At 48.2% G+C, this 20,486-nt stretch carries 22 protein-coding genes; 17 read left to right on the forward strand and 5 right to left on the reverse strand.

Going from position 1 to position 20,486, the window contains the following annotated elements; translation table 11 throughout:
• Window positions 1-219 precede the first annotated feature (219 nt).
• The gene (locus tag CFI03_RS21580) at window positions 220-1,200 is read left to right on the forward strand and encodes an SLAC1 family transporter (RefSeq protein ID WP_248759476.1); all 981 of its coding nucleotides are present in this window, start codon (window positions 220-222) and stop codon (window positions 1,198-1,200) included.
• A gap of 11 nt (window positions 1,201-1,211) precedes the next feature.
• Here the strand turns inward: CFI03_RS21580 and CFI03_RS21585 are convergent, their stop codons facing one another.
• From CFI03_RS21585 to CFI03_RS21595, 3 genes are read right to left on the reverse strand one after another with little or no spacing between them, the layout of a single operon-like run.
• Window positions 1,212-2,300, reverse strand: coding sequence for a GerAB/ArcD/ProY family transporter (locus tag CFI03_RS21585; protein WP_248759478.1), 1,089 nt, complete (start codon window positions 2,298-2,300; stop codon window positions 1,212-1,214).
• Between the two features lie 21 nt (window positions 2,301-2,321).
• On the reverse strand, window positions 2,322-3,482 hold the full coding sequence (locus tag CFI03_RS21590) for a Ger(x)C family spore germination protein (RefSeq protein WP_248759480.1): 1,161 nt from the start codon (window positions 3,480-3,482) through the stop codon (window positions 2,322-2,324).
• Entirely contained in the window at window positions 3,479-4,927 is a 1,449-nt protein-coding gene (locus tag CFI03_RS21595) for a spore germination protein (protein WP_248759482.1), read from the reverse strand. The genes CFI03_RS21590 and CFI03_RS21595 overlap by 4 nt, the downstream gene beginning before the upstream one ends.
• 177 nt (window positions 4,928-5,104) lie before the next feature.
• Here CFI03_RS21595 and CFI03_RS21600 point away from each other — a divergent pair, with 177 nt between their 5' ends.
• From CFI03_RS21600 to CFI03_RS21655, 12 genes are all read left to right on the forward strand, one after another.
• Window positions 5,105-5,476 (forward strand): iron chaperone, encoded by a 372-nt coding sequence (locus CFI03_RS21600; protein WP_248759484.1) that lies wholly within the window; start codon window positions 5,105-5,107, stop codon window positions 5,474-5,476.
• Window positions 5,477-5,551: 75 nt separating this feature from the next.
• Window positions 5,552-6,028 carry a DinB family protein gene (locus CFI03_RS21605; RefSeq protein ID WP_248759486.1) on the forward strand — a complete coding sequence of 159 codons (477 nt, stop codon included), beginning with the start codon at window positions 5,552-5,554 and terminating at the stop codon, window positions 6,026-6,028.
• 38 nt (window positions 6,029-6,066) lie between these two features.
• On the forward strand, window positions 6,067-6,849 hold the full coding sequence (locus tag CFI03_RS21610) for an SDR family NAD(P)-dependent oxidoreductase (protein ID WP_127498972.1): 783 nt from the start codon (window positions 6,067-6,069) through the stop codon (window positions 6,847-6,849).
• Between the two features lie 169 nt (window positions 6,850-7,018).
• Entirely contained in the window at window positions 7,019-7,603 is a 585-nt protein-coding gene (locus tag CFI03_RS21615) for a TetR/AcrR family transcriptional regulator (RefSeq protein WP_248759488.1), read from the forward strand.
• A 248-nt stretch (window positions 7,604-7,851) separates the two neighbouring features.
• Window positions 7,852-9,072, forward strand: a complete 1,221-nt coding sequence (locus tag CFI03_RS21620) for an MFS transporter (protein WP_248759490.1) — start codon at window positions 7,852-7,854, stop codon at window positions 9,070-9,072.
• A 143-nt stretch (window positions 9,073-9,215) separates the two neighbouring features.
• On the forward strand, window positions 9,216-10,025 hold the full coding sequence (locus tag CFI03_RS21625) for an EcsC family protein (RefSeq protein ID WP_248759492.1): 810 nt from the start codon (window positions 9,216-9,218) through the stop codon (window positions 10,023-10,025).
• Between the two features lie 81 nt (window positions 10,026-10,106).
• The gene (locus CFI03_RS21630) at window positions 10,107-10,643 is read left to right on the forward strand and encodes a GNAT family N-acetyltransferase (RefSeq protein ID WP_248760106.1); all 537 of its coding nucleotides are present in this window, start codon (window positions 10,107-10,109) and stop codon (window positions 10,641-10,643) included.
• Between the two features lie 199 nt (window positions 10,644-10,842).
• A complete protein-coding gene (locus CFI03_RS21635) occupies window positions 10,843-11,166 on the forward strand; it encodes an NIPSNAP family protein (protein ID WP_248759494.1) in 324 nt (107 codons plus the stop codon).
• 25 nt (window positions 11,167-11,191) lie between these two features.
• Complete coding sequence (locus CFI03_RS21640) at window positions 11,192-11,731, forward strand: NAD(P)H-dependent oxidoreductase (protein ID WP_248759502.1); 540 nt, start codon at window positions 11,192-11,194, stop codon at window positions 11,729-11,731.
• 58 nt (window positions 11,732-11,789) lie between these two features.
• Window positions 11,790-12,533 (forward strand): SDR family NAD(P)-dependent oxidoreductase, encoded by a 744-nt coding sequence (locus CFI03_RS21645; protein WP_248759504.1) that lies wholly within the window; start codon window positions 11,790-11,792, stop codon window positions 12,531-12,533.
• A 57-nt stretch (window positions 12,534-12,590) separates the two neighbouring features.
• Window positions 12,591-12,920 carry an NIPSNAP family protein gene (locus CFI03_RS21650; protein ID WP_248759506.1) on the forward strand — a complete coding sequence of 110 codons (330 nt, stop codon included), beginning with the start codon at window positions 12,591-12,593 and terminating at the stop codon, window positions 12,918-12,920.
• A gap of 131 nt (window positions 12,921-13,051) precedes the next feature.
• Window positions 13,052-14,128 (forward strand): NAD(P)H-dependent flavin oxidoreductase, encoded by a 1,077-nt coding sequence (locus CFI03_RS21655; protein ID WP_248759508.1) that lies wholly within the window; start codon window positions 13,052-13,054, stop codon window positions 14,126-14,128.
• A gap of 8 nt (window positions 14,129-14,136) precedes the next feature.
• Here the strand turns inward: CFI03_RS21655 and CFI03_RS21660 are convergent, their stop codons facing one another.
• Window positions 14,137-15,006 carry a LysR family transcriptional regulator gene (locus CFI03_RS21660; protein ID WP_248759510.1) on the reverse strand — a complete coding sequence of 290 codons (870 nt, stop codon included), beginning with the start codon at window positions 15,004-15,006 and terminating at the stop codon, window positions 14,137-14,139.
• Window positions 15,007-15,136: 130 nt separating this feature from the next.
• Between CFI03_RS21660 and CFI03_RS21665 the strand changes: the two genes are divergently transcribed.
• From CFI03_RS21665 to CFI03_RS21680, 4 genes are all read left to right on the forward strand, one after another.
• Complete coding sequence (locus CFI03_RS21665) at window positions 15,137-16,288, forward strand: YbfB/YjiJ family MFS transporter (protein ID WP_248759512.1); 1,152 nt, start codon at window positions 15,137-15,139, stop codon at window positions 16,286-16,288.
• A gap of 129 nt (window positions 16,289-16,417) precedes the next feature.
• The gene (locus CFI03_RS21670) at window positions 16,418-17,947 is read left to right on the forward strand and encodes a spore germination protein (protein WP_248759514.1); all 1,530 of its coding nucleotides are present in this window, start codon (window positions 16,418-16,420) and stop codon (window positions 17,945-17,947) included.
• A complete protein-coding gene (locus CFI03_RS21675) occupies window positions 17,948-19,102 on the forward strand; it encodes a Ger(x)C family spore germination protein (RefSeq protein WP_248759516.1) in 1,155 nt (384 codons plus the stop codon).
• Window positions 19,103-19,114: 12 nt separating this feature from the next.
• Window positions 19,115-19,339 carry a hypothetical protein gene (locus CFI03_RS21680; protein ID WP_248759518.1) on the forward strand — a complete coding sequence of 75 codons (225 nt, stop codon included), beginning with the start codon at window positions 19,115-19,117 and terminating at the stop codon, window positions 19,337-19,339.
• Here the strand turns inward: CFI03_RS21680 and CFI03_RS21685 are convergent.
• Entirely contained in the window at window positions 19,336-20,436 is a 1,101-nt protein-coding gene (locus CFI03_RS21685; RefSeq protein ID WP_248759520.1) for a GerAB/ArcD/ProY family transporter, read from the reverse strand. The two genes, CFI03_RS21680 and CFI03_RS21685, sit on opposite strands and share 4 nt — an antisense overlap.
• Window positions 20,437-20,486: the final 50 nt, after the last annotated feature.

Raw genomic sequence — 20,486 nt, forward strand, 5'->3', positions numbered from 1 at the left:
ACTAAGTATAAAAGCATCATAATGATAAATCAATTCAGGAGAATCTATGATTTCCATAGAACGAATCTATTGTTGTTTCGAGCACATAAACCGGTTAATGATTTAATCCATGTATGGAAACGATAGAAACAATCGTATTGATCTATCAATAGTATCCTCCTTACAATGGACTCATATTCATCGGGCTGTATTTTGAGAGGAACAGGAGAGAGAATGGAGATGACCATGAAAAAAAGAATGCTGAAACTGCCGATTGCGCCAGCTTCGTTTTTCGCGATGACGTTGGGGCTCGCGGAAACGGGGAACGCGCTCAGGTTCGCGCAAGAAACATGGGGAGGATCCAAGCTATGGGGAGAACTGCTGGAAGGCCTAGCCGTTCTGTCTTTCCTCTGGTGGGGATTGTTATACGCGAACAAATGGATAAACCACCGCTATGCGGCAAGGGAAGAGTGGAACGATCCCGTACAAGGCTCCTTTATCGCTCTGATTCCGGAATCCGTCCTTCTGTTGGCGGCTGCTATTATGCCATACCATACGACGTTTGCCCATGTCCTGTTCTGGATGGGCTCCGTCTTGAACCTGCTGTTGGCCGCTGTCCGGCTGTCCGGAATGTGGAGAAGTCCGCGAAGCCATGCGCAGGTTACGCCTTCGTTATTCCTTACCTACACGGCAAGCGTGCTGGTTAATGCCTTGGTTGCAGGCTTGATCGGCTATCGGGAATATGGATGGATGGTCTTCGGGATTGGTGTTATCTCCTGGATCATATTGGACTCGGTTATCTTCCAGCAACTTGCGACAGGCGGTTTGGATGCTAAAATGCGCAATTTTATGGGTATTTATATGGCGCCTGGTGCCATTGTACTGGTTGCCTACCAAGTTCTGAGCGGGCAGTCCTCCGATTTCGTCACTTACGGCTTGGCGGGCTATACGTTATTCCTTTTATTTTCCTTGGCCCTTTCCTATAAGTGGTTAAGAGAGCAGTCGTTCGCTCCGGGCTATTGGGCTTATACATTTGGTGTCGCAACCGCAGCGCAAGGCTTGCTCTTGATGGTGAAGCACGGCGCAACTCCATCCCTGACGGCAGTAGCGGGAATTGTTCTGGCTGCTTCCATTGTAGTCACTTTGTCCGTTGCTCTAGGAGCTGCATACCTTCTTGCAGCGAAGAAATATTATCCTCCGGTTGCAGTCAGCAAGACCTGACTGATTGATAACTACGCTTTACTTCGTTTCTTAATAGATCCAAGCAGCCAAAGAATCATAGGGATTACCAGGTATACAAGGGGGTAGAACATCCCGTTAAGATACATGCTTTTCAAGGTAAAGGAAAGACGAATATCATGGTTGCTGTAAATGTAAAATATGCACCAGATGATGGAGACGATAAATGCGATCGTTTTCCAGCTTCGGAATCCGGTCCATTCGGACAACCCGTAGCTTAGGATGAACAAGCACACGGATAATTTGATAAACGCTGCAAGCAGCCATAGCGGAATATAAAAAGCATCGATATTCTGGACGAAATTAAGAATGGAAATATACTTTGTCAACGAATAAACCGGAACGACCAATTGAGCGGCTAGCTGGGGGCCGGTAACAAATATCAAAACCAAAGTAGCCAGCACGCCCCATGCAACCGTCGTGACCGTTCCCCAAATAATAGCTCTTGCAGCCGTTCGCTTGTTCTCCGCAAAAAAGAACAGCATGAGGGCAATAGAAGGATCCGCGATATAGCTATAGGAATTAAAGGTGCCTGAGAGGATGGCCAGCCATCCGGTATCCGCGTATACCGGCAGGATTCTCCTTACGTTCATATCCTGGGGATTGAGAAACAGCTGAACAAATAACATGAAAAGCAGAATGGGGCCGATTATCTCGGCGCAGCGGCTTATAGCCGTTATCCCGCCTTTAAACACGGCATAAAAGACGAGGAACAGCATGCAGATCAAGATGAATATCATCGGAGTATTGTGAAGCAAAACCAAATTTTGAAAATCAACCGTACCTTTTGCGATCATGGTCATTTGTCTAAACCATAGAAGAAAATAGACCAGTACGAGTACTTTTCCGATTACGGTGCCCAAGAGCTCCTTCGTAACCGAAATCAAGGTTTTATCCTCATGCTGCTTGCATACCCGGAGTGTAAGCCAGGTGACGAAGAGCATTGCCAAGCCTCCAAGCGCCATGGAGATCCAGCTATCCTGAAGCGCTTGTTCCACGGCCAAATGGATGGGCAGGTAAGAGGTCGTGACGATAGAGGATATCGTTACGATCCAGTACATTTGATAGCTGCTGACTTTCATGATTAACGTCCTCATTTCGATTCATTGTTCCAATTGTCCGGCGCTTGTTCCCGTCGATCTTAATTGAATATTCGCTTTAACGGAGACACGTATATTCTTGAAATTTTCATCCCAATCGTTTTTTTGCGCTTTCCACCAATAGGGATGCTGACGGTGAAGATACTCGCCGATGCCAAAGATATCAGGTCCCCATTGCTGAACTTTATTTAGCGTAGCTTGAAAGTCTTCTTGAATTTTCTCGTCCAGGTACCTCTTAAGCACGATCATATTGTCTACTTCAGACATATCCAGGGGAGTCGTATTGTCGAGAAGATAAGCCTGGGCTTTTACCGTTAATAAAATTTGCTTGGGATCATGGCGGTCTACCGAATGAATATGGCGTTCGAGATGAGTTAATCGGAAGGAGACGGTGCCGTTTCCATCCTTCCACGGAATCGTTATCCCGAGAAAGGATCCTTTGCCAAGCATCCAAATCGCCCTGGTGCCTTCATGCTCGTTTAAAATTCCTTTTATCTTAAGGTCTTTATCCAGAACCGCATAACCGGCAAATTGAACGAGCCGAGCTTTATCCTTGCCCATCTCGTCATGCTTGTCGCTCTGCAGAAGAGGGATCAGAATTCGTGTTCCTTTCTCCGTCAATTCAATTATAAATTGCCTTATCGAATACTTGTTCATGCCGTTGATCCGCAGTTCTTTGTTAGCGGCAATGCTGGATAGCTGCTCCAAGGGATGCCTTATCTTCATGAATTCTTTGGCGCTGCCTTTAATCAGAACGATATTATCCCGTTGATTGTTTGCCGGATCTCGGTTCAGTTTATCGAATAGCCGTTGGGTATTGTTCTTTTCGATAAAATCTTGGCTGATCGCGATAAGGGTACGATGGCTGGTCATCAGTTTCCGTGAAAGCTTTCGTTGTACCTTTTCATTAGCCTCGAATACGCTTTTTCCCTTCGCCGAAATGATGATAAAACTATCCGAATCACCGGATCCTCCTTTGGAAGTACCGCTTAATTGGGAAGGAACGGCGATCTGATGGCTAATCTCAAGCATGTCCTCTCCGGCACTATCGATTCCGGTACCGATCACAAACGCTAATTGATTGGGTTCGACAAAATCCGTACAGCCAGCGGAAACTAGAACCATAACAAGCGATAGAAAAGCTAGTTGTATAAAACGAATCATTTGATCCGTCCTTTCTTAATACGGCCATTCTGTATCCATAAAGGATAACGGATTATGATGTCTTTGATCCGTTTGCCGTCAAAAGGAGCGATCGGATACATAAAAGGTCTTCCGAAGGACTCCAGCATCACCAAGTGAATCATCAAGAAAATGATCCCGAACGCAAAGCCGACAAAGCCAAGGAGCCCGGCAATGAATAGGAACAAATAACGAATAATGCGGAAGGAAAGACTTGCACTGTATCTCGGTATCGAATACGACGCCACACCCGTTAAGGAAACCACGATAATGATCGGCGTGGATATGATGCCGGCTTCTACGGCGGCTTGTCCGATAACCAGCGCTCCGAGAATGCTGACGACCGGTCCTAATTGGTTGGGAAGGTGAACGCCGGCTTCCTGGAGGGCATCAAATACGAACAGCATAAGGAAGACTTCTATAACCGTCGGAAACGGGGAGCTCTCTCTTGCCGTTGAGATTCCGATCATCAGATAACTTGGCACCATCTCGGGATGGAAGGTCGATAGGGCAACGTAAATAGCGGGCAAGGCAAAAGAAATGAAGGTCATGATGTAGCGAATCGTGCGCGTAAGCAATACGAAAACAAACCGCTCGAAATAATCGTCTACGGACTGAAGACCTGACCAGAACGTAACGGGAAGAATCAGAGTAAACGGTGATCCGTTTGCCATAATGGCCACTTTGCCTTCCAATAAGCTTGCCGTAACGATATCCGGACGTTCCGTATTCTGAATCTGAGAGAATAGAGAGAAGGAGTTGCCCTCAATCCATTCCTCGATGTAAGCGGTATCGATAATCCCGTCGATCTCGATGGCATGGAGTTTCTCCCTCACTTGCGTGAGTATTTTTTCTTCCGCAAGACCCTGCACATAGATTAGAGCCACATCCGTTTGCGTATATTCGCCAATCGTGAAAGACTCCAGCTTAAGATCCTGATGAATAATGCGGCGTCTGATCATCGTTGTATTCGTTCGCAGGCTTTCAACAAAGCCCTCCTTGGAACCGCGTAAAGCCGCTTCCTTCTTAGGTTCTTGAATGCTTCTTGTTTCGAAATCCTGTATCTTGGCGATAAGCGCGCATGCCTCGCCGTCTACCAGCACGGCCAAATTGCCCTGCAGGATATGCTGTACCAGCTTTTCCGAGTTGTCCTCCGTTTGAACGTTTGATAAGGGAAGCCAATTACCGCCGATAATTTCCGCAAAGGATTGCATGAGGCTTGTGCCATTCGGCTGAAGCTCCTGTTGAATGAGAGGCTTTAATATACTTTCTTCAACGCTTTGTACACGCACCATTCCATCCAAATAGGCGAGCAACAGCAAGGTATCATCTTTCATCTTGAAGGAACGGATAATGAAGTCCGAGCAATTCTGAAATTGTTCTTTTAGAAACGATTCGTTTGTTTCAAGTCTAAAACTGAGATTCATAGAGAACCACCTCTTCGGGATTAATCAGCCGCTTCACATGGGTATTGGGTATTATGACCAATCGGTGAAATAGCTATGCAGATTAAGGAGTCGAGAGGATATCGGATCACCGGCCGCGAATACCTCAACCATAAGGGAAGGATAATAGAACGAATTGATAGTTTAGGGGGAGACCTTATGGAAGTGTTTGCGGATTTTTTGGCGGGCATTGATAACTTGACGCATCGGGAAAGGACGGAGGAAGTGTTGACTTGGGTCGGGGATACGTTCCCGGCTTTAGTTCCGAAGATCGGCTGGAACCAGCCTATGTTCACCGATCACGATACCTATATCATCGGATTCAGCGTTGCCAAACAGCATCTGGCCGTTGCGCCCGAAAGGGCTGGGATGATTCGTTTTACGGAAGACATAGAGAAGGCCGGCTATGATCAGACCAACCTCTTGCTGCGGATTCGGTGGGAAAAACCGGTGAATTACAGCCTTTTAAAGAAGATGATCGAATTTAATATCGCAGATAAAGCGGAATGCACAACGTTCTGGAGGAAATAGTTCGGTCGAACGGGCAGGAGTTTATATATCCGAGTAGAATAATAGGAATATACTTGCTGTACGGGAGGGCTGTTCATGATCAAGTTATTCGAATATAACTGGCAGGTTCGCAAGGACTGGTTCGATTGGTGCGGAGAAATCAACCCTGATGAGCTTCTGAAAAAGCGTACCGGCGGATTAGGCTATATTCTGCCCACGCTTTATCATATTGCTGCCGTCGAATACGGCTGGATCTGCGGCGGAATACAAGGGAAGGAAATATACATACCCGCGTTTGACGAAGTAGCCAGCCTGAAGCAAGTGATTGATTTCTCGAACCGCTGTCATGAGGAGGTTGCGCCTTTTGTCTATGGATGGAATGACAGCTTGGAGAACCGCGTGATGATTGATATTACGGATGACGGGGAAGAAGAAGCCCATGCTTGGGGTGAAGTCATGAGGCATGTCATCGTCCATGAAATCCACCATATCGGTCAGTTGTCCGTGTGGGCACGCGAGATTGGCAAGGCACCTATTAGCGCGAATCTAATCGGCAGAGGTTTATTCGGTTAATACAGTATTAATCATAGCGACAAAGGAGTGTAGATAGCATGGAATTAGGGCTTAAAGGAAAACGGGCCATCATTACCGGCGGAAGTAAAGGCATTGGGCTTGAAACAGCGATTCTGCTTGCAGCAGAAGGAGCGCAGGTGGCCATTGTCGCCAGAAGCGAAGAGCCATTGAAGGCTGCGGCAGCAAAAATTGTCGAAAAGACCGGCGTAGAGCCGCTTATTATTTCTGCTGACGTATCTGTCGAAGAAGAGGTGCAGCGCGCGGTTGCGGAGGCAGCCGAACGATTTGGCGGCATTGACATATTGGTCAATAATGCCGGCACTTCGGCAGCAAAGCCGTTTGAAGCGGTGGATACGGCAGCTTGGTCTGCCGATCTGGATCTAAAGCTATTTGGCGCAATCCATTTCACGCGGGCGGCATTGCCTTACCTGCGCCAGAGCGGAAGAAGCGCTGTTGTTAATGTAACGGCAATCGGCGGCAAGACGCCTTCCGGCTCTTCGCTGCCAACCTCGGTAAGCAGGGCGGCCGGCCTTGCGCTGACGAAAGCGATGAGCAAGGATCTGGCGGCCGACGGGATTCGCGTAAATGCCGTCTGCATCGGCTTGATCCGGAGCGATCAGATCGAGCGGATGTGGCAGGCAACGGCTCCGCATTTAACTTGGGACGAATTCGCCGCGGAGCCGCGCCACGATATTCCTCTTAAGCGCATTGGCCGAACGGAGGAAGCGGCGAACGTAATCGCGTTCCTCGTATCGGAGGCCGCATCATACGTGACGGGGACATCCGTTAATATTGACGGCGGCAAAGCAGCTGTTCTCTAGACTCAACAAAGTCGCGTATCCCGCGGCTTTTTTGATTTAACCCCATTAAATAAAAAGAATCGAGGGATTAATCGCGTACCAATGCATCATACTAACAGCAAATGGCTTGCGAAAATTGTTTACTGATCGTTCTTAAACCGCTATGATGGATATAAGGGAGGTATGAATCATGGCAAGACCAAGAGAATTCGACCAAGATGCTGTCCTGCAGAAGGCGATGGAATTATTTTGGGAAAAAGGGTACGAACGGACTTCGATTCAAGATCTGGTCGAACGTACCGGTGTGCACAGAGGCAGCTTATACGATACCTTTGGCGACAAGAATCAGCTATTTCTGACATGTCTGGACCGATTCCGTGAAGGCAACCGAGGCCATGCCTACACTATTCTTGAAGAGCAGGGCCCTGCTAAAGACGTGTTATGGCGTTACTTTCAACGGTTAATCGACGTGGCAATGAGCGACGAGAATGGCCGCCGCGGCTGTCTGATTGCCAATACCGCTATGGAGATGGGAAAGGTAGATCCCGTTGTTGCTTTCCGCATTGAGGCGTATACGCTGGAAATGGAAACAAACTTCAAGAAATTTCTGATGCGCGCGCAGCAGCAAGGCGAGTTGAAAACGAAGCATACCGTGCAGGAAACGGCCAGATTCCTGTTAAATACGCGAAATGGGTTGTATGTGCTTGCCAAAATCGCAACGGACCGTCAAGTGCTTGAAGACGCTGCGAAAGTAGCGATGTCAATCCTTGTCTGATGAGGTTCATATTATTGTTGACTAGTCGTTCTTAAATAAATATACTGAGACATGTGGAAATCATGTCCCCATGATTATTAAAGAACGGTCATTCCGAAATTTTGTGAGACGTGATGAGCGATTTGAATTCTATCGTCCCGCTTCATGAAAGGAAAGCAAACCATTTTTTTTAATAATTAAAGAACGAATATTCTTTAATTACATTTTTTATTCTGGTCATCCTATAAACAACGAAGAGAGGTCATATCATGCGTACAATTTCTTCAAAAGCATCCTTTTGGATTGTGGCTTGGGTACTCACGGTCAGCTTGTGGTCAAGTACGGCACCATCCATCGAATTTCCGGTTTATGCCTTGCAGTGGCATCTTTCCAAATCGGTAACAACGGGTATTTTCTCGGTATATCCAATCGTCCTTATTCTTGTACTGTTCCTGCTGGGTAATCTATCCAATTATATCGGACGCAGAAATACGTTAATTACGGGGCTTCTTTTTCTTCTTGTCGGAGCCTTGGTATTCGCGATGGCGCAGAACGTGATCTGGTTGTTTGCCGGACGGGTATTCCAAGGCCTTGGGGTAGGATTAACGGCCGGATCCGGAGCGGCTGCGCTTGTGGAGTTCAACCCGACCTCGAATAAAAAGCTGCCGGGGTCCATTAACACGATAACGCAGGCGGTTGGACTATTCCTTGCCACAATCGTGGGAGCGGCATTGATCAAATACGCGCCGGCACCGCTTCATTTCAGTTATTGGGTACTGGCCGTTCTTGTATTGGCGAGCATCATTCTTTGCCTCTTTCTGCCTAAGCAGAGCAAAACGCAATCTGCGGCTAGACCAGTTTTCAAGCTTCAGCTTCAAGGGGTAAAAGTTCCGAAAGGCCAGTGGGGAGTCTACTTGCTGGCAGCCTTGGCGATTGGCACGGGCTTCGCGAACGGGGCGTTATTGCTGTCGCTTGGCGCGCAGATTGCCCGTGACGTTATTGGCACGCAGGATATTCTTGTCATTGGCACTGTATTATCCGTTTCTTATTTGCTCGCTTCGGTTAGCGCAACGATTGCCGGTCGCTTAAAACCGGTCGTATCCATTCGGATCGGCATGGCTTCAATCGTAGTGGCTGCCGTATTGCTCTTTACTGCGGCGGAGGTTCACTCGTTCCTGCTGTTCATGAGCTCGTCCGTGCTGGGAGGACTTGCGTACGGGTTCTCCGCATCGGGAGGCATCGGTTTAGCGGCGATTAACTCCCAGGCCAATAACCGCGTTCAATTTTTGTCCGCCGTGCTGGTAGCCGCTTATTTGTTCCAAGGAACCAGCGCATACGGCGGAGGAGTTGCCTCGAGCACGTTAGGCTTCAGTACCGCAATCGGCGTGATGTCGGTCATTATTGCCGTCCTTGCCTTAACGACGTTTACGCTCGCCATAAAGAAAAGAAAAAATACGGAAGCTATAGCGGCAGAGCCTGCCACGCCATAACGGAAGACGGAAAGAACCTTCGCCTGATCTGAAGCGAAGGTTCTTTTTTATTTTTACAACGGATATTTTATGAAACGTAAACGAACATTTTACAGTATGTAAGGCTAAAGTGATTATTAGATGCGAAGGGGTCAAGGACTGCGATGACAACTACGGAAGATCTTCAGTACTTAAATTCAGAGTTAAGGTTAATCGAACAGTGGGAGAAGGAGCAGAAGGATCTGTTCTTCTGGGAAAAGCTGGGCCGCTTGCCTTTTGTCATCCTGGACCGGATAACGCCAAAGTTCATCCAGGACAAAATAGGAATCGTTCTCGACGAGCTTGGAAGCTATGTGCAGAGCGGCGGCCGTTATTTAATCAGCAAGGAGCAAATGTACCGGAAAATGCTGCCGCACGAAGAACCGGATGCAGATACGGCATTGGAGAGTATTGCGCAGCTTCCTCTTGGCAGAATGGATGAAGTCGCCGAAAGCATAAGCAAATCAGGCAGCAACACGGCGACCGTTCAAGGCGCAACGACGGGTATCGGCGGAATCTTTACGCTAGCCATCGATATTCCGCTCCTGCTTGGGATTTCCATCAAAGCGCTGCAGGAAATCGCAATCAGTTACGGCTATGACCCGTCAGAGAAATCCGAACGTATTTTTATCGTAAAATGCCTGCAGTTTTCCTCCTCCGACATTGTAGGGAAGAAGGCTATTCTCGAGGATCTTGCCGCTTTCCGTTCAGGCGAGCAGAGCAAGCAGATATTGTCTCAGCTGCAAGGCTGGCGGGAGGTCATGCTGTCATATAGGGATAATTTCGGATGGAAAAAGCTCTTTCAGATGATTCCGATCGCGGGAATTTTATTTGGCGCTTATCTTAATCGCTCTACCCTTCAGGATGTGACCGAGACTGGCCGAATCATGTACCGGAAGCGCAGAATTATCGAAAAGCTGGAAGCTATATCGTGAATAGTGGAGCATCAACAAGGCAATTGTAAATGAAGCAGATGAACTCGAGTTAAGACAAAGGAGCAAATCTTAGTGGAAAATATGGAATGGTACGATAAGCTGCATGACTATTTTCCTGAGCACGAGATGAAGGATCCTCATCAACTCGTTGACTTGCTTGAAGAGACCGACGTCTATCACATTAAAGAAACCGACAGCTACATCGTTTTGTATGCCGAATTCACAACCTTTATTTTTATCGATTATCTGTTGGTTACGCCGCATTCGAGAAGCAGAGGAATAGGTTCCAGAGTACTTAACTCGTTAAAGACGAAGGGGAAAATGATCCTGCTTGAAGCCGAGCCGAATGATCCCGATAACGAGGATACCCGCCGGCGTCTTGCTTTTTATAAAAAGAATGGCTTCCGGAAAGCCAAAAGGATTGTGTATGCTCCCGAGGATTTCGATGGCCATCCCTATCCCATGCATGTTTTATACTGGTCGCCAGTCGAATTGGAGGAAGAAATCATTATGGGCCGCATGGAAAAGGCGTGCAAAGAAATTCACAACTTCAAATCCAAGCAATATTACGGGCGTATTTTGGTCGATCCCGATAAAGCTTTGAAATTACTGCACTAAGGCATGGCGGTGGACTTGAACGGCAGCCAGGCAATGGCTGCTTTTTTTGCTATCATCTTTTGAGATATTCATTATCTAGATTTCGTATTAGGCACGTTAGCGGAGATATAGTAATATGAAGCAGCGGACAACAAAACGAAAAAAGCACCACCTACCTACTAATAGGTAATGAATATACAAAATTGAAGGAGGTGAGACCATGTTGTACGAGCTGCGAATTTACGATATGCATCCTGGCAAGCTGCAGGCTATTAAAGACAGATTCAGAGATCATGTCATCGAATTATTCGCGAAGCATGAGATGAAAATCACGCTATTCTGGGAAGACCAGGATGAAGCTAAAGAACGTTTATATTATGTTGTCGAGCATGCCGATATGGAACAACGCAACCTCAACTACGATCGCTTCCGCAACGATCCGGAGTGGATAGAAGTGAAACGGGTCTCTGAGCTTGACGGACCATTGGTGAAGAAACAAGAAAGCATCTTTATGAAGAACGTATCTTTTTTCCAAAATAACTAATAAACCATTAAAGGAGCAATTCATCATGAAAACATTGGTAATCGTAGCACACCCTAATCTGGAAGCTTCCCGCGTAAATAAGGCTTGGATCGAGGAATTAAAGAAACAAGGCGAATATACGATCCACGAAATTTACAAAGCTTATCCGGACGAAAACATCGACGCCGCGAAAGAGCAAGCGCTGGTGGAAGCCCATGACCGCGTTATTTTCCAATTCCCTGTATTCTGGTACAGCGCGCCCGCGCTTTTGAAAAAATGGTTCGATACCGTGCTGCAATACGGCTGGGCGTTTGGTCCGGAAGGCGACAAAACAACCGGCAAACAATTTGGCGTGGCCGTCTCCACTTACGGTACGGAAGAATCTTACCAGCCAACCGGCTTTAACCGGTTCACTTTGCAAGAAATCCTGAGTCCGTTTGAAGCAACTGCCCATTTCATTAGCGCAACCTATCTGCCGCACTTTACGTTAAACGACGTATCCAATCTCTCGGATGAGCGTCTGGCGCAAAGCAGTGCCGACTACGTTGAGCATCTGAAATCGGTTAAGCCTTTGGCAAACGTCTAATAACTAAGCATCTAAATAAACTATCTATTAATAGGTAAACAAAAGGAGAGCAAACAACATGACTTTTCAAAATAAAGTAGCCATTATTACAGGCGGAAGCAGCGGTATGGGCAAGGCTGTTGCCATTGAACTCGTTAAAAAAGGCGCGAGGGTCGTTATTAACGGTCGTCGCGAGCAAACACTAGCGGAAGCTGCAAAAGAAATCGATCCAACCGGATTGAATATCGCGTTTGTCGCAGGGGACATCTCCAAACCGCAGGTGGCGGAACGTCTGATTAGCGAAGCTATCGCACGCTTTGGCCGGGTGGATACCCTGATCAACAATGCCGGCATTTTTCTCGCAAAGCCGTTTACGGAATATACCGAAGAGGATTTTGACGCGGTATTGTCTACAAACGTAGCAGGCTTCTTCCATATTACGCAGAGAGTCCTGACGGAAATGCTGAAAACAGGCTCCGGACATATCGTGAATATTACGGCAAGCGGCGTCTCCGAACAACCGATTAAAGAAGTACCGTCGGCACTTGCCGCTTTGTCCAAAGGTGGCTTGACGACGGTATCCAGGTCCCTTGCGATCGAATACGCGGACAAAGGCATTCGCGTTAATGCGGTTGCGCCAGGCGTTATCAAAACGCCTATGCATGCTCCCGAAACTCATGATTTCTTGTCTAAGCTTCACCCGATGAAACGAATGGGCGAGGTACATGAGATTGTGGAAGCTATTCTGTACCTCGAAGCCGCGCAATTCGTGACGGGCGAAGTCCTGCATGTGGATGGCGGTCAAAGCGCGGGCAAGTGGTAAACGGATTGTTTTCCGCGTTTATTTGGAAAGACTATATCTCGTGAGGAGATGATGTTCATGCTTTACGAGCTGCGAATCTACGATGTGGTTCCGGGTCGATTGCATGCCCTGCTGGATCGGTTCGAGAACCATACAATCGGATTTTTTTATAAGCATGGGATGCGGGTTCCGAATTTTTGGGTAGATGCGGACGCATCAAAGAACCGTTTATATTACATTTTGGAGCATCCGGATATGGCTGCGCGCGAGCGGAACTTCCAAGCCTTCATGGAGGATCCCGAATGGCGGGCTATTGTAGAGAAAACCGAAACAAACGGTCCTCTGCACGAGAAAATAGAAGTGATCTATATGCATAACGCGCCTTTTTCCCATTCCGATAAAGGATGATTGAAATAAATGTGCTATCTGCTATCTCATTTTAGGATAGCAGATAGCATTTTTCTGTATTATTCGCGAAAGCCGGATCGTTGTATACTTGAAGCAAGAAAAGGCTGGACGATAAAAAAGGAGTGATCCCGATGAAAATAACTCTGCAGACGGCTTTGTGCGAAATATTCGGTATCCGTTATCCGCTCTTCCTGGCCGGGATGGCAGGCGGGCCCTCCACGCCGGAATTAACGGCAGCCGTCTCCGAGGCGGGCGGTCTTGGCACCTTGGGTGCAGCTTACATGGCGCCATCGGATATCCGAATAGCTATCCATCGAATAAGAGAGATAACTTCGGCACCGTTTGGAGTGAATCTCTTCGTGAATCAGCCTGCCGATCAGAACATGCGGATCCAAGAAGTTCAGGACAAGCTTAACGATTTCCGAATGCAGCTGGGTATCCCCGCTTCAGAAGGAACCGAGGTCCATTCGCCTAATTGGTTCGAAGAACAGTTCGAAGTGCTGATTGAAGAGAAGGTTCCCGTAATTAGCACGGCTTTTGGCGTGTTGCCCGAACCGCATATGCGAAAGGCCAAAGCGTCCGGGATTAAGGTAGTGGCCATGGTAACTACGGTAAGGGAAGCGCTATTTGCCGAGGTGAAGGGCTGTGACGCCATTGTAGCGCAAGGAAGCGAAGCCGGCGGACACCGCGGAACGTTTAGCGGGGACGTTCATCCAATGGGAGCGAATATCGGTACGATGGCTCTTGTTCCGCAGATTGCGGATCGCGTCTCTATTCCCGTTATCGCTGCAGGGGGGATTATGGATGGCCGCGGGTTTGCTGCCGCTCTGATGCTTGGCGCGCAAGGCGTGCAGCTGGGAACCCGCTTCCTGACGTCGATTGAAGCCGGAACGAGCGAAGCATACCGGGCGGCGCTGCTTGCCAGCAATGAGGAGAGCACGGTCATCACCAATGCGTTCTCCGGAAGGCCGGCGCGCGGCATTAAAAATAGCTTTATCGAGCAGTGGGAAGCTAGCGGTATAGAGCCACTGCCATTCCCGACGCAAAATACCGCTACGCGAGATATCCGCAACGCGGCAAGCAAGCTGCAGAATGCGGAATACTTGTCCTTGTGGGCAGGACAGGGAACGCGAATGCTGACTGCCGGTCAATCTGCCTCGCAGATTGTTGATGAGATCATGTATCAAGCTGCCGCATTAACGAAGTAAAAGCCCATTTAACTAAAATGGGCTCTCATTTCCGAGAGGAACGCGGATAATGCGGGAGTCATTAAGGCATCCTTGCGCCGTATGAATACCGTTGTGACTAGCGCATGCTTGCTTGGAATCGCGTGCGTGCGAATTTGCCCTTGCTGCTCCTGTTCGATGACAATGGAGCGCGGCAATAAAGAAATGCCGAGTCCTGCTCCGACGCAGCCGATTATCGTCTCCAGCGAGCCGAATTCCATCAGCTTGACGGGTACAATGCCTTCGTCTTGAAGCATTTGATTAAATTTTGCCCGGTAAGAGCATCCGTTTTGAAAAACAAGCAGCGTCCGCGATTGAACCTCGTGAATGCTGTTAATAGGCGGGTGGGAGGCTGCGGTGACGAGGACTAGTTCTTCGTCAGTCACCTCTTCCTGCTCCAATTCGGGATGATCAACCGGTCCGGCCACGAAGGCGCCGTTCAGCTCGTAATGAAGAACGCCATGTATGTTACGCTCCGTCGGACCCGTAACCAGATTGAAATCGACAGCCGGATAATCTGCGTGATATTTGGCAAGAAGAACGGGAAGCCGGACGGCAGCGGTCGTTTCCATCGAGCCGATAGACAAAGGTCCCGTAGGAACCTTGGAGTCTACAACTGCCGATCTGGCTTCCTGAATGACATTCAGAATTTTCTCCGCGTACGAGACGAGAATTTGTCCCGAAGGGGTCAAGGTAATACCCCGGTTGTGGCGGTAGAAGAGCTGAGTCTGCAAATCGGCTTCCAGCTGCTGAATTTTGTGAGTGACGTTTGATTGGGCAAAATTCAATTTTTGTGCCGCTTTAGAGATACTTCCTTCTTTAGCGGTAGCGGAAAAGACTTTGAGTAATTGAATGTCCATTGCGGCCTCCATCGTATGATTATGTCATTGATATCTGGAATCTAGATATTAAATTTATATAAAATCCAATATTCATGATAACAAAATTATAGCATCATGAACAGGCTGTCCAAAGAAAGAAGGAACATTTATGAGAAGACGCACTTGGATTGTACTTGCCGGGGGTGTAGCCGCCATGATGGTTGCCATGGGGATCGGGAGGTTTGCCTTTACCCCGATTCTGCCCATCATGATGGATCATCATCTGTTTTCCGCAACAGGCGCCGGCTATCTGGCTTCGAGCAATTATTTGGGATATTTAATCGGTGCATTTCTCTTAACGCTCATACAGGTCAAGAACCGCTCAACGCTATTGTTTGCGGGTATCGTCATTAGTATAGGGACGACATGGGGCATGGGGGAATTCCACAGTCTGGAGGCGTGGCTGCTTCTACGGTTTTTATCCGGCTTGGCAAGCGCTACTGTATTTGTTATTGTCACAAGCATCGTAATGGAGCGTTTGTCCGCCCTGCAGGCCGGTATCTTCTACGGAGGGGTAGGAGCCGGGATCCTGCTGACCGGGATTGCCGTTCCGCTGCTAGCTCACAACAGGGAGTGGATGGGAATCTGGAAGGGATTAGGCTTGATTAGCCTTGTCCTTGGCATGGCGGCCTGGTATTCATTAGGGGGAAGCAATGCCGGAGCGGTTAAGGCCAGCTCTTCAAGCAACCAAGTTTCGTCCTCCGTGCGCCGGATTTTGGTCTGTTTAACGATTGCCTATGGCTTGGAAGGCTTGGGTTATATCGTGACGGGAACTTATCTCGTAGCGTACGCCAAGACGGTATCGAGCATACCGAATATGACCTCGCTCAGCTGGATGCTTGTTGGCGCTGCAGCCATTCCTTCATGCGTCGTTTGGTCGATGGCTGCAACGCGGTGGGGGAAAAAGTGGACGTTGTCCCTTGCGATGGCCATACAAGCCATTGGAATTGCCATTCCTGTGATCATTCCGAATACGGCGGCCGTCTTTGCCGGCGCTATTTTGTTTGGGGCTACTTTCATGGGGATTACCATGATGTTTGTTGCATATGCCAAGGATCTGTTGCCGCAGAACAATCGGAAAATCATTGGCCTGCTGACTACGTTTTTCGGCTTGGGGCAGATCATCGGTCCGCTTATTGCGGGTCACTTGATCTCCGGCAACGGCAGCTATCTTGCGGCTTTGATTGGAGCAGCGCTTATCGTCCTCGCCGGTGCGATAAGCTTGCCGCTTGGGATCGGCCGTGCCGAACGGATTGCATGAAAGAAGCCTGGAGCTTAACTGCGCTCCAGGCTTCTTTCATGCAATCCCTGCTGAATATTTTGAATCGCCGCATCCATACTATGGGAATGGAATTCATTATGGGCCTGATACCGCCTGGGAGGAGCCTTCATGAGGAGATTAAGAATCAGATCATCCGGTAAAGCCTTCAATATTCTTAAATCCAAAAGCAGCATCCTCCAGGAAGATCACGATAAAGCATTTGGCCCCGCCATAGAGCTGAACGAAAGTTATATCAAAGAAACGTTTAAGAATTGCTATGACCTGGAGTACAGAAGGATAAAAGCTCATCAGCACTTGCAGTGGATCGTTGTTTACATAGACAGCTTGATTGACAAACCGATGCTCGAAGAGCACGTATTAAAACCATTGCTCCGGCGTTCCGCAGAGGATGATATTCCCGCAATAGCGGAAGAGCTGGCCGACCAATGGATTTCGATCGGAACAACGGCGTGCTCCGGTCGGATATCCGATGTCGTCCTCAACCTCCTGCAGGGCCATGCGGCAATCCTGTCGGCAGGAAGCAGCAGCGTTATCACGGTTGCGGTTCCCGGAGTCGCAAAAAGAAGCCTCGAGGAACCTTCCTCCGAGCCCGTTATCCGCGGTTCCAAGGAGGGCTTTATCGAGCAGCTGCCGACCAATCTGGGTCTGGTCCGCGCGAGACTCAAAACCTCAAAATTAAAGACGGAAAGCATAACGCTAGGAGAGCTGTCCCATACGCAAATCGTCATGACGTATCTTGAGGGTATTGCAGAAGATAAGGTAATCGAGCAGGTTAGAAGCCGATTGCGGTCCATACGAATAGACGGCGTGCTTGATTCGGGCTATGTTGAGGAATTCATAGAGGATCAGCCCTATTCACCGTTTCCCCAGGTCCACAGCACGGAACGTCCGGATGTGGTTGCCGCTGAGCTGCTGGAAGGGAAAGTGGCCATTCTCGTGGATACAAGCCCTTATGTCCTGATTGTTCCGATGACGTTCTGGACGGGGCTTCAAGCCAGCGAGGATTATTATATCCGGTGGCCCATCGCTACTTTTATCCGGTGGATCCGTTTTTTGTTTATACATTTCGCCGTTTTTGCCCCTGCTCTTTACGTAGCGATCACGACCTTTCATCAAGAAATGATCCCAACGAACCTAGTGCTCAGCATTGCCGGATCGAGAGAGGCCGTTCCTTTTCCCGCGATGATTGAAGCCTTAATGATGGAGATTGTATTCGAGGCATTGCTTGAAGCCGGGGTCCGGATGCCGAAGCAAATCGGTCCTACGATCGGCATCGTTGGAGGTCTTGTTATCGGACAAGCAGCGGTGCAGGCCGGATTAATCTCCGCTCCGGTTGTCATCATCGTATCGATTACGGGGATATCCGCTTTTACGACCCCGCGGTTCAGCTTGCGCAACGGGATCCGGCTGCTTCGTTTTCCGATGCTGTTTATGGCTGGTACGCTAGGGTTGTACGGCATTGTTCTCGGGTTTCTCGGCATCATGCTGCATGTGACCTCGCTTCGATCCTTCGGCAAGCTGTATTTTGCTCCGGTCACTCCGATTGGACTGGCTGCTTTTAAGGATGTTTTCGTCCGAATCCCGATTCGGCTCAAATATCGCTTGAAGTCTACTTCTAATCAAGAAGGTGAGAAATAGATGAGAGTGCTGAAAGGTGCATTGCTTTTTCTTGTCGTTTGCATCCTCGGCGGCTGCTGGGACCGCATGGAGATCAACGATCTGGCTTTTGTAACGGGGACGGCCTTGGACGTGCAGGAAGACGGCAGCTTATTCTGCACTCTGCAGATCGCCATTCCCGGCTCCAAAGAAGGTTCGGGAGGCGGGGGAAAAGGAGATTCAGGTTCCTTCTATCTCATCTCGGCAAAGGGGAACAACGGTAATGAAATTCATCAGGCCTTGCAGAAAAAAAGTTCGCGTCAACTGTTTTACTCCCATCGCAGCGTGGTGTTTATAAGCGAGCGGTTGGCCAGACAAGGCATCAATAAAGCCTTGCTTGATGTCTTTACCCATGATCCGAGAAATCGCCTGAAAACCTATATGATGATCGTCAAAGGCGGAGATGCGAGGCAGATTCTTGAATTAAACTATCCATTGAAACAAGTGCCGCTGGAAGTCGTTAACGAAATGCAAAGAACGGGAGACGAAGTCGCCGTCACCTTGCGCGATTTTTTTATCGCCAATCAAAGCGAAGGGATTCAGCCCGTTGTTGGAGTTCTGGAGCTTGGAGATCACCTTACCGATAAAAAGGAGCAGATCTTTAAGGCCGAAGGGACGGGAATTCTGAAGGATCTTAAGCTAATCGGACTATTGGACGAGAAAGAGACGCTTTCTTTAATGTGGTTAATGAATAATTTGAAATACGGGCGCATTTCGACACCATTACCCGAGGACCAGGGAAAGATCGGGATTATGCTGAATCATACCACAAGCAAAATCGTAACTCATGCGGATAAAAACGCAGTCCGTTTCAACGTCATGCTGGAAGGGACGGGGACGGTAGAGGAGAATAATTCTTCGCTCGATGTTAGCGATTCCGCCCAAATGGCGATGATCAAACAAGCGGTGGAGAATTCCGTGCGAAAGCAAGTCGAGCAGCTGTTACTTAAACTGCAGAAGAAATATAAAGCGGATAGCGTGGGATTTGGACAAGAGGTATACAAGAGTAATCCGGGCAAGTGGAAGACGCTAAAAAAAGAGTGGGATGCCCAGTTCCAAAACGCCAGCATAACCGTTGACGTCGATCTGACGGTCAATGGCGCCGGAATGGTTCATTCCACGCTCCAGCATGAATAGGAGGACTGCCCAGTGATCTTGCAGTTGATTGTTTTTGTTCTAATTGCGGTAGGCTGGACTTTGTATCAAATTCAACAAATAAAACAGCCGGGATCGGCTGTTTTATTTGCGAGTTTAATGGTGATCTGCGTAATTGCGGGATGCCTATGGATTGCTCATATTCCGCTTCCAAGCACAACAACCCCTTTAAGAGCTTTTTTTGAACCATTCGGAAGAATGATAGTTCGACATCATTAATGCGCAGCCTTCCTAATACCTCTCCTGATCGTATCAATGGCAAGAAGGATAAGAGGCAACACAAAGTGGGTAAACATCGCGTAGCTGGGATAGGTAAAGTTCAGATAGCTGGTGAGCTCCGTAGAGTAATTTTCAAATACGGTTAACGAACCCAGTACAGACAATAGCATGACGGGAATAACGATGTCCCTGTAGTTTTTCGTATTGAACGTCTGGCTGATGCTTAGGCAGATTACGAACATCGTAACGGCGATTTTAATAAAGCAGCTCATGACCCAGATCGCCACGGCCAAGGCTTCCAATCTCTCAAAGCTTCCTTTGATCCCGATATACTGAATGACGCTTAATACGGGAAATGTCAGCTTGTCCGTTAAAGGTCCAAACACCATAATTAAGGGAAGCAGCGTAATGCATAAGAGTCCCGTGATAATGCTCAAGGAAATATAGGAAGCTTTGGCAGCTTTTTTCGGTTGATTCAAGTATGGCAGAAGCCAGCCTAATGTGAAAAATTGAGTGATGTATGCGATGGGAAAGACGCTCGCTTGAACGATGGGGACCACTCCGCTGCCCATTACCGGACGAAGCCTCTCCGGATCCGATTCCGCAAGCATCAGGAAAAGAAGGGGAATCAGAAGCAAAAAATTGAGCAAAGCAAGATATTCGTTGCATCTCCCAATCGCTTCAATCCCCATATAGACCGCAATGCAGCAGAAGATCGCCAGCGTTAGACTAATGACGACGGAAGGAGTTCTCATAAGAAAAACCGTATTTATAAATTGGATATGCTGATTAAGAATGATGAAATCGAAATTAAACCAGACGTAAATCAGATAACAGCTTAGAATCTTCGCGGGCCATTTGCCAATAATGCAAGCACTGTATTGGATGATGGTCATCCCGGGATAACGTTTTGACAAAATGAGCATGATCCCAATATTTAACGCACCGAACAAGAATGTGGGGAGTATCGTTATCCAAGCATCCTGCTTGGCAAGACTTGACATAAGGCCCGGAATAACGAGAATGACGGTAGGGGCGATAAAAGAAAACATTAATAGGCATAATTGCGTTCCTGAGATTTTTTCTGCGGACTCCATTCATTAACTCCTTCCTCAGCCATGGCTACAACCAAGTATTCCCATGAATG

The sequence above is a fragment of the Paenibacillus sp. ATY16 genome (genome assembly GCF_003399985.2).
Classification (GTDB): domain Bacteria; phylum Bacillota; class Bacilli; order Paenibacillales; family Paenibacillaceae; genus Pristimantibacillus; species Pristimantibacillus glycanilyticus.

What these genes read in the sequence shown, in the direction of transcription:
- CFI03_RS21580 (WP_248759476.1), top strand. Translation starts at nt 220, where the DNA reads ATGACCATGAAAAAAAGAATGCTGAAACTGCCGATTGCGCCAGCTTCG.
- CFI03_RS21585 (WP_248759478.1), bottom strand. Translation starts at nt 2,300, where the DNA reads ATGAAAGTCAGCAGCTATCAAATGTACTGGATCGTAACGATATCCTCT.
- CFI03_RS21590 (WP_248759480.1), bottom strand. Translation starts at nt 3,482, where the DNA reads ATGATTCGTTTTATACAACTAGCTTTTCTATCGCTTGTTATGGTTCTA.
- CFI03_RS21595 (WP_248759482.1), bottom strand. Translation starts at nt 4,927, where the DNA reads ATGAATCTCAGTTTTAGACTTGAAACAAACGAATCGTTTCTAAAAGAA.
- CFI03_RS21600 (WP_248759484.1), top strand. Translation starts at nt 5,105, where the DNA reads ATGGAAGTGTTTGCGGATTTTTTGGCGGGCATTGATAACTTGACGCAT.
- CFI03_RS21605 (WP_248759486.1), top strand. Translation starts at nt 5,552, where the DNA reads ATGATCAAGTTATTCGAATATAACTGGCAGGTTCGCAAGGACTGGTTC.
- CFI03_RS21610 (WP_127498972.1), top strand. Translation starts at nt 6,067, where the DNA reads ATGGAATTAGGGCTTAAAGGAAAACGGGCCATCATTACCGGCGGAAGT.
- CFI03_RS21615 (WP_248759488.1), top strand. Translation starts at nt 7,019, where the DNA reads ATGGCAAGACCAAGAGAATTCGACCAAGATGCTGTCCTGCAGAAGGCG.
- CFI03_RS21620 (WP_248759490.1), top strand. Translation starts at nt 7,852, where the DNA reads ATGCGTACAATTTCTTCAAAAGCATCCTTTTGGATTGTGGCTTGGGTA.
- CFI03_RS21625 (WP_248759492.1), top strand. Translation starts at nt 9,216, where the DNA reads ATGACAACTACGGAAGATCTTCAGTACTTAAATTCAGAGTTAAGGTTA.
- CFI03_RS21630 (WP_248760106.1), top strand. Translation starts at nt 10,107, where the DNA reads ATGGAATGGTACGATAAGCTGCATGACTATTTTCCTGAGCACGAGATG.
- CFI03_RS21635 (WP_248759494.1), top strand. Translation starts at nt 10,843, where the DNA reads ATGTTGTACGAGCTGCGAATTTACGATATGCATCCTGGCAAGCTGCAG.
- CFI03_RS21640 (WP_248759502.1), top strand. Translation starts at nt 11,192, where the DNA reads ATGAAAACATTGGTAATCGTAGCACACCCTAATCTGGAAGCTTCCCGC.
- CFI03_RS21645 (WP_248759504.1), top strand. Translation starts at nt 11,790, where the DNA reads ATGACTTTTCAAAATAAAGTAGCCATTATTACAGGCGGAAGCAGCGGT.
- CFI03_RS21650 (WP_248759506.1), top strand. Translation starts at nt 12,591, where the DNA reads ATGCTTTACGAGCTGCGAATCTACGATGTGGTTCCGGGTCGATTGCAT.
- CFI03_RS21655 (WP_248759508.1), top strand. Translation starts at nt 13,052, where the DNA reads ATGAAAATAACTCTGCAGACGGCTTTGTGCGAAATATTCGGTATCCGT.
- CFI03_RS21660 (WP_248759510.1), bottom strand. Translation starts at nt 15,006, where the DNA reads ATGGACATTCAATTACTCAAAGTCTTTTCCGCTACCGCTAAAGAAGGA.
- CFI03_RS21665 (WP_248759512.1), top strand. Translation starts at nt 15,137, where the DNA reads ATGAGAAGACGCACTTGGATTGTACTTGCCGGGGGTGTAGCCGCCATG.
- CFI03_RS21670 (WP_248759514.1), top strand. Translation starts at nt 16,418, where the DNA reads ATGAGGAGATTAAGAATCAGATCATCCGGTAAAGCCTTCAATATTCTT.
- CFI03_RS21675 (WP_248759516.1), top strand. Translation starts at nt 17,948, where the DNA reads ATGAGAGTGCTGAAAGGTGCATTGCTTTTTCTTGTCGTTTGCATCCTC.
- CFI03_RS21685 (WP_248759520.1), bottom strand. Translation starts at nt 20,436, where the DNA reads ATGGAGTCCGCAGAAAAAATCTCAGGAACGCAATTATGCCTATTAATG.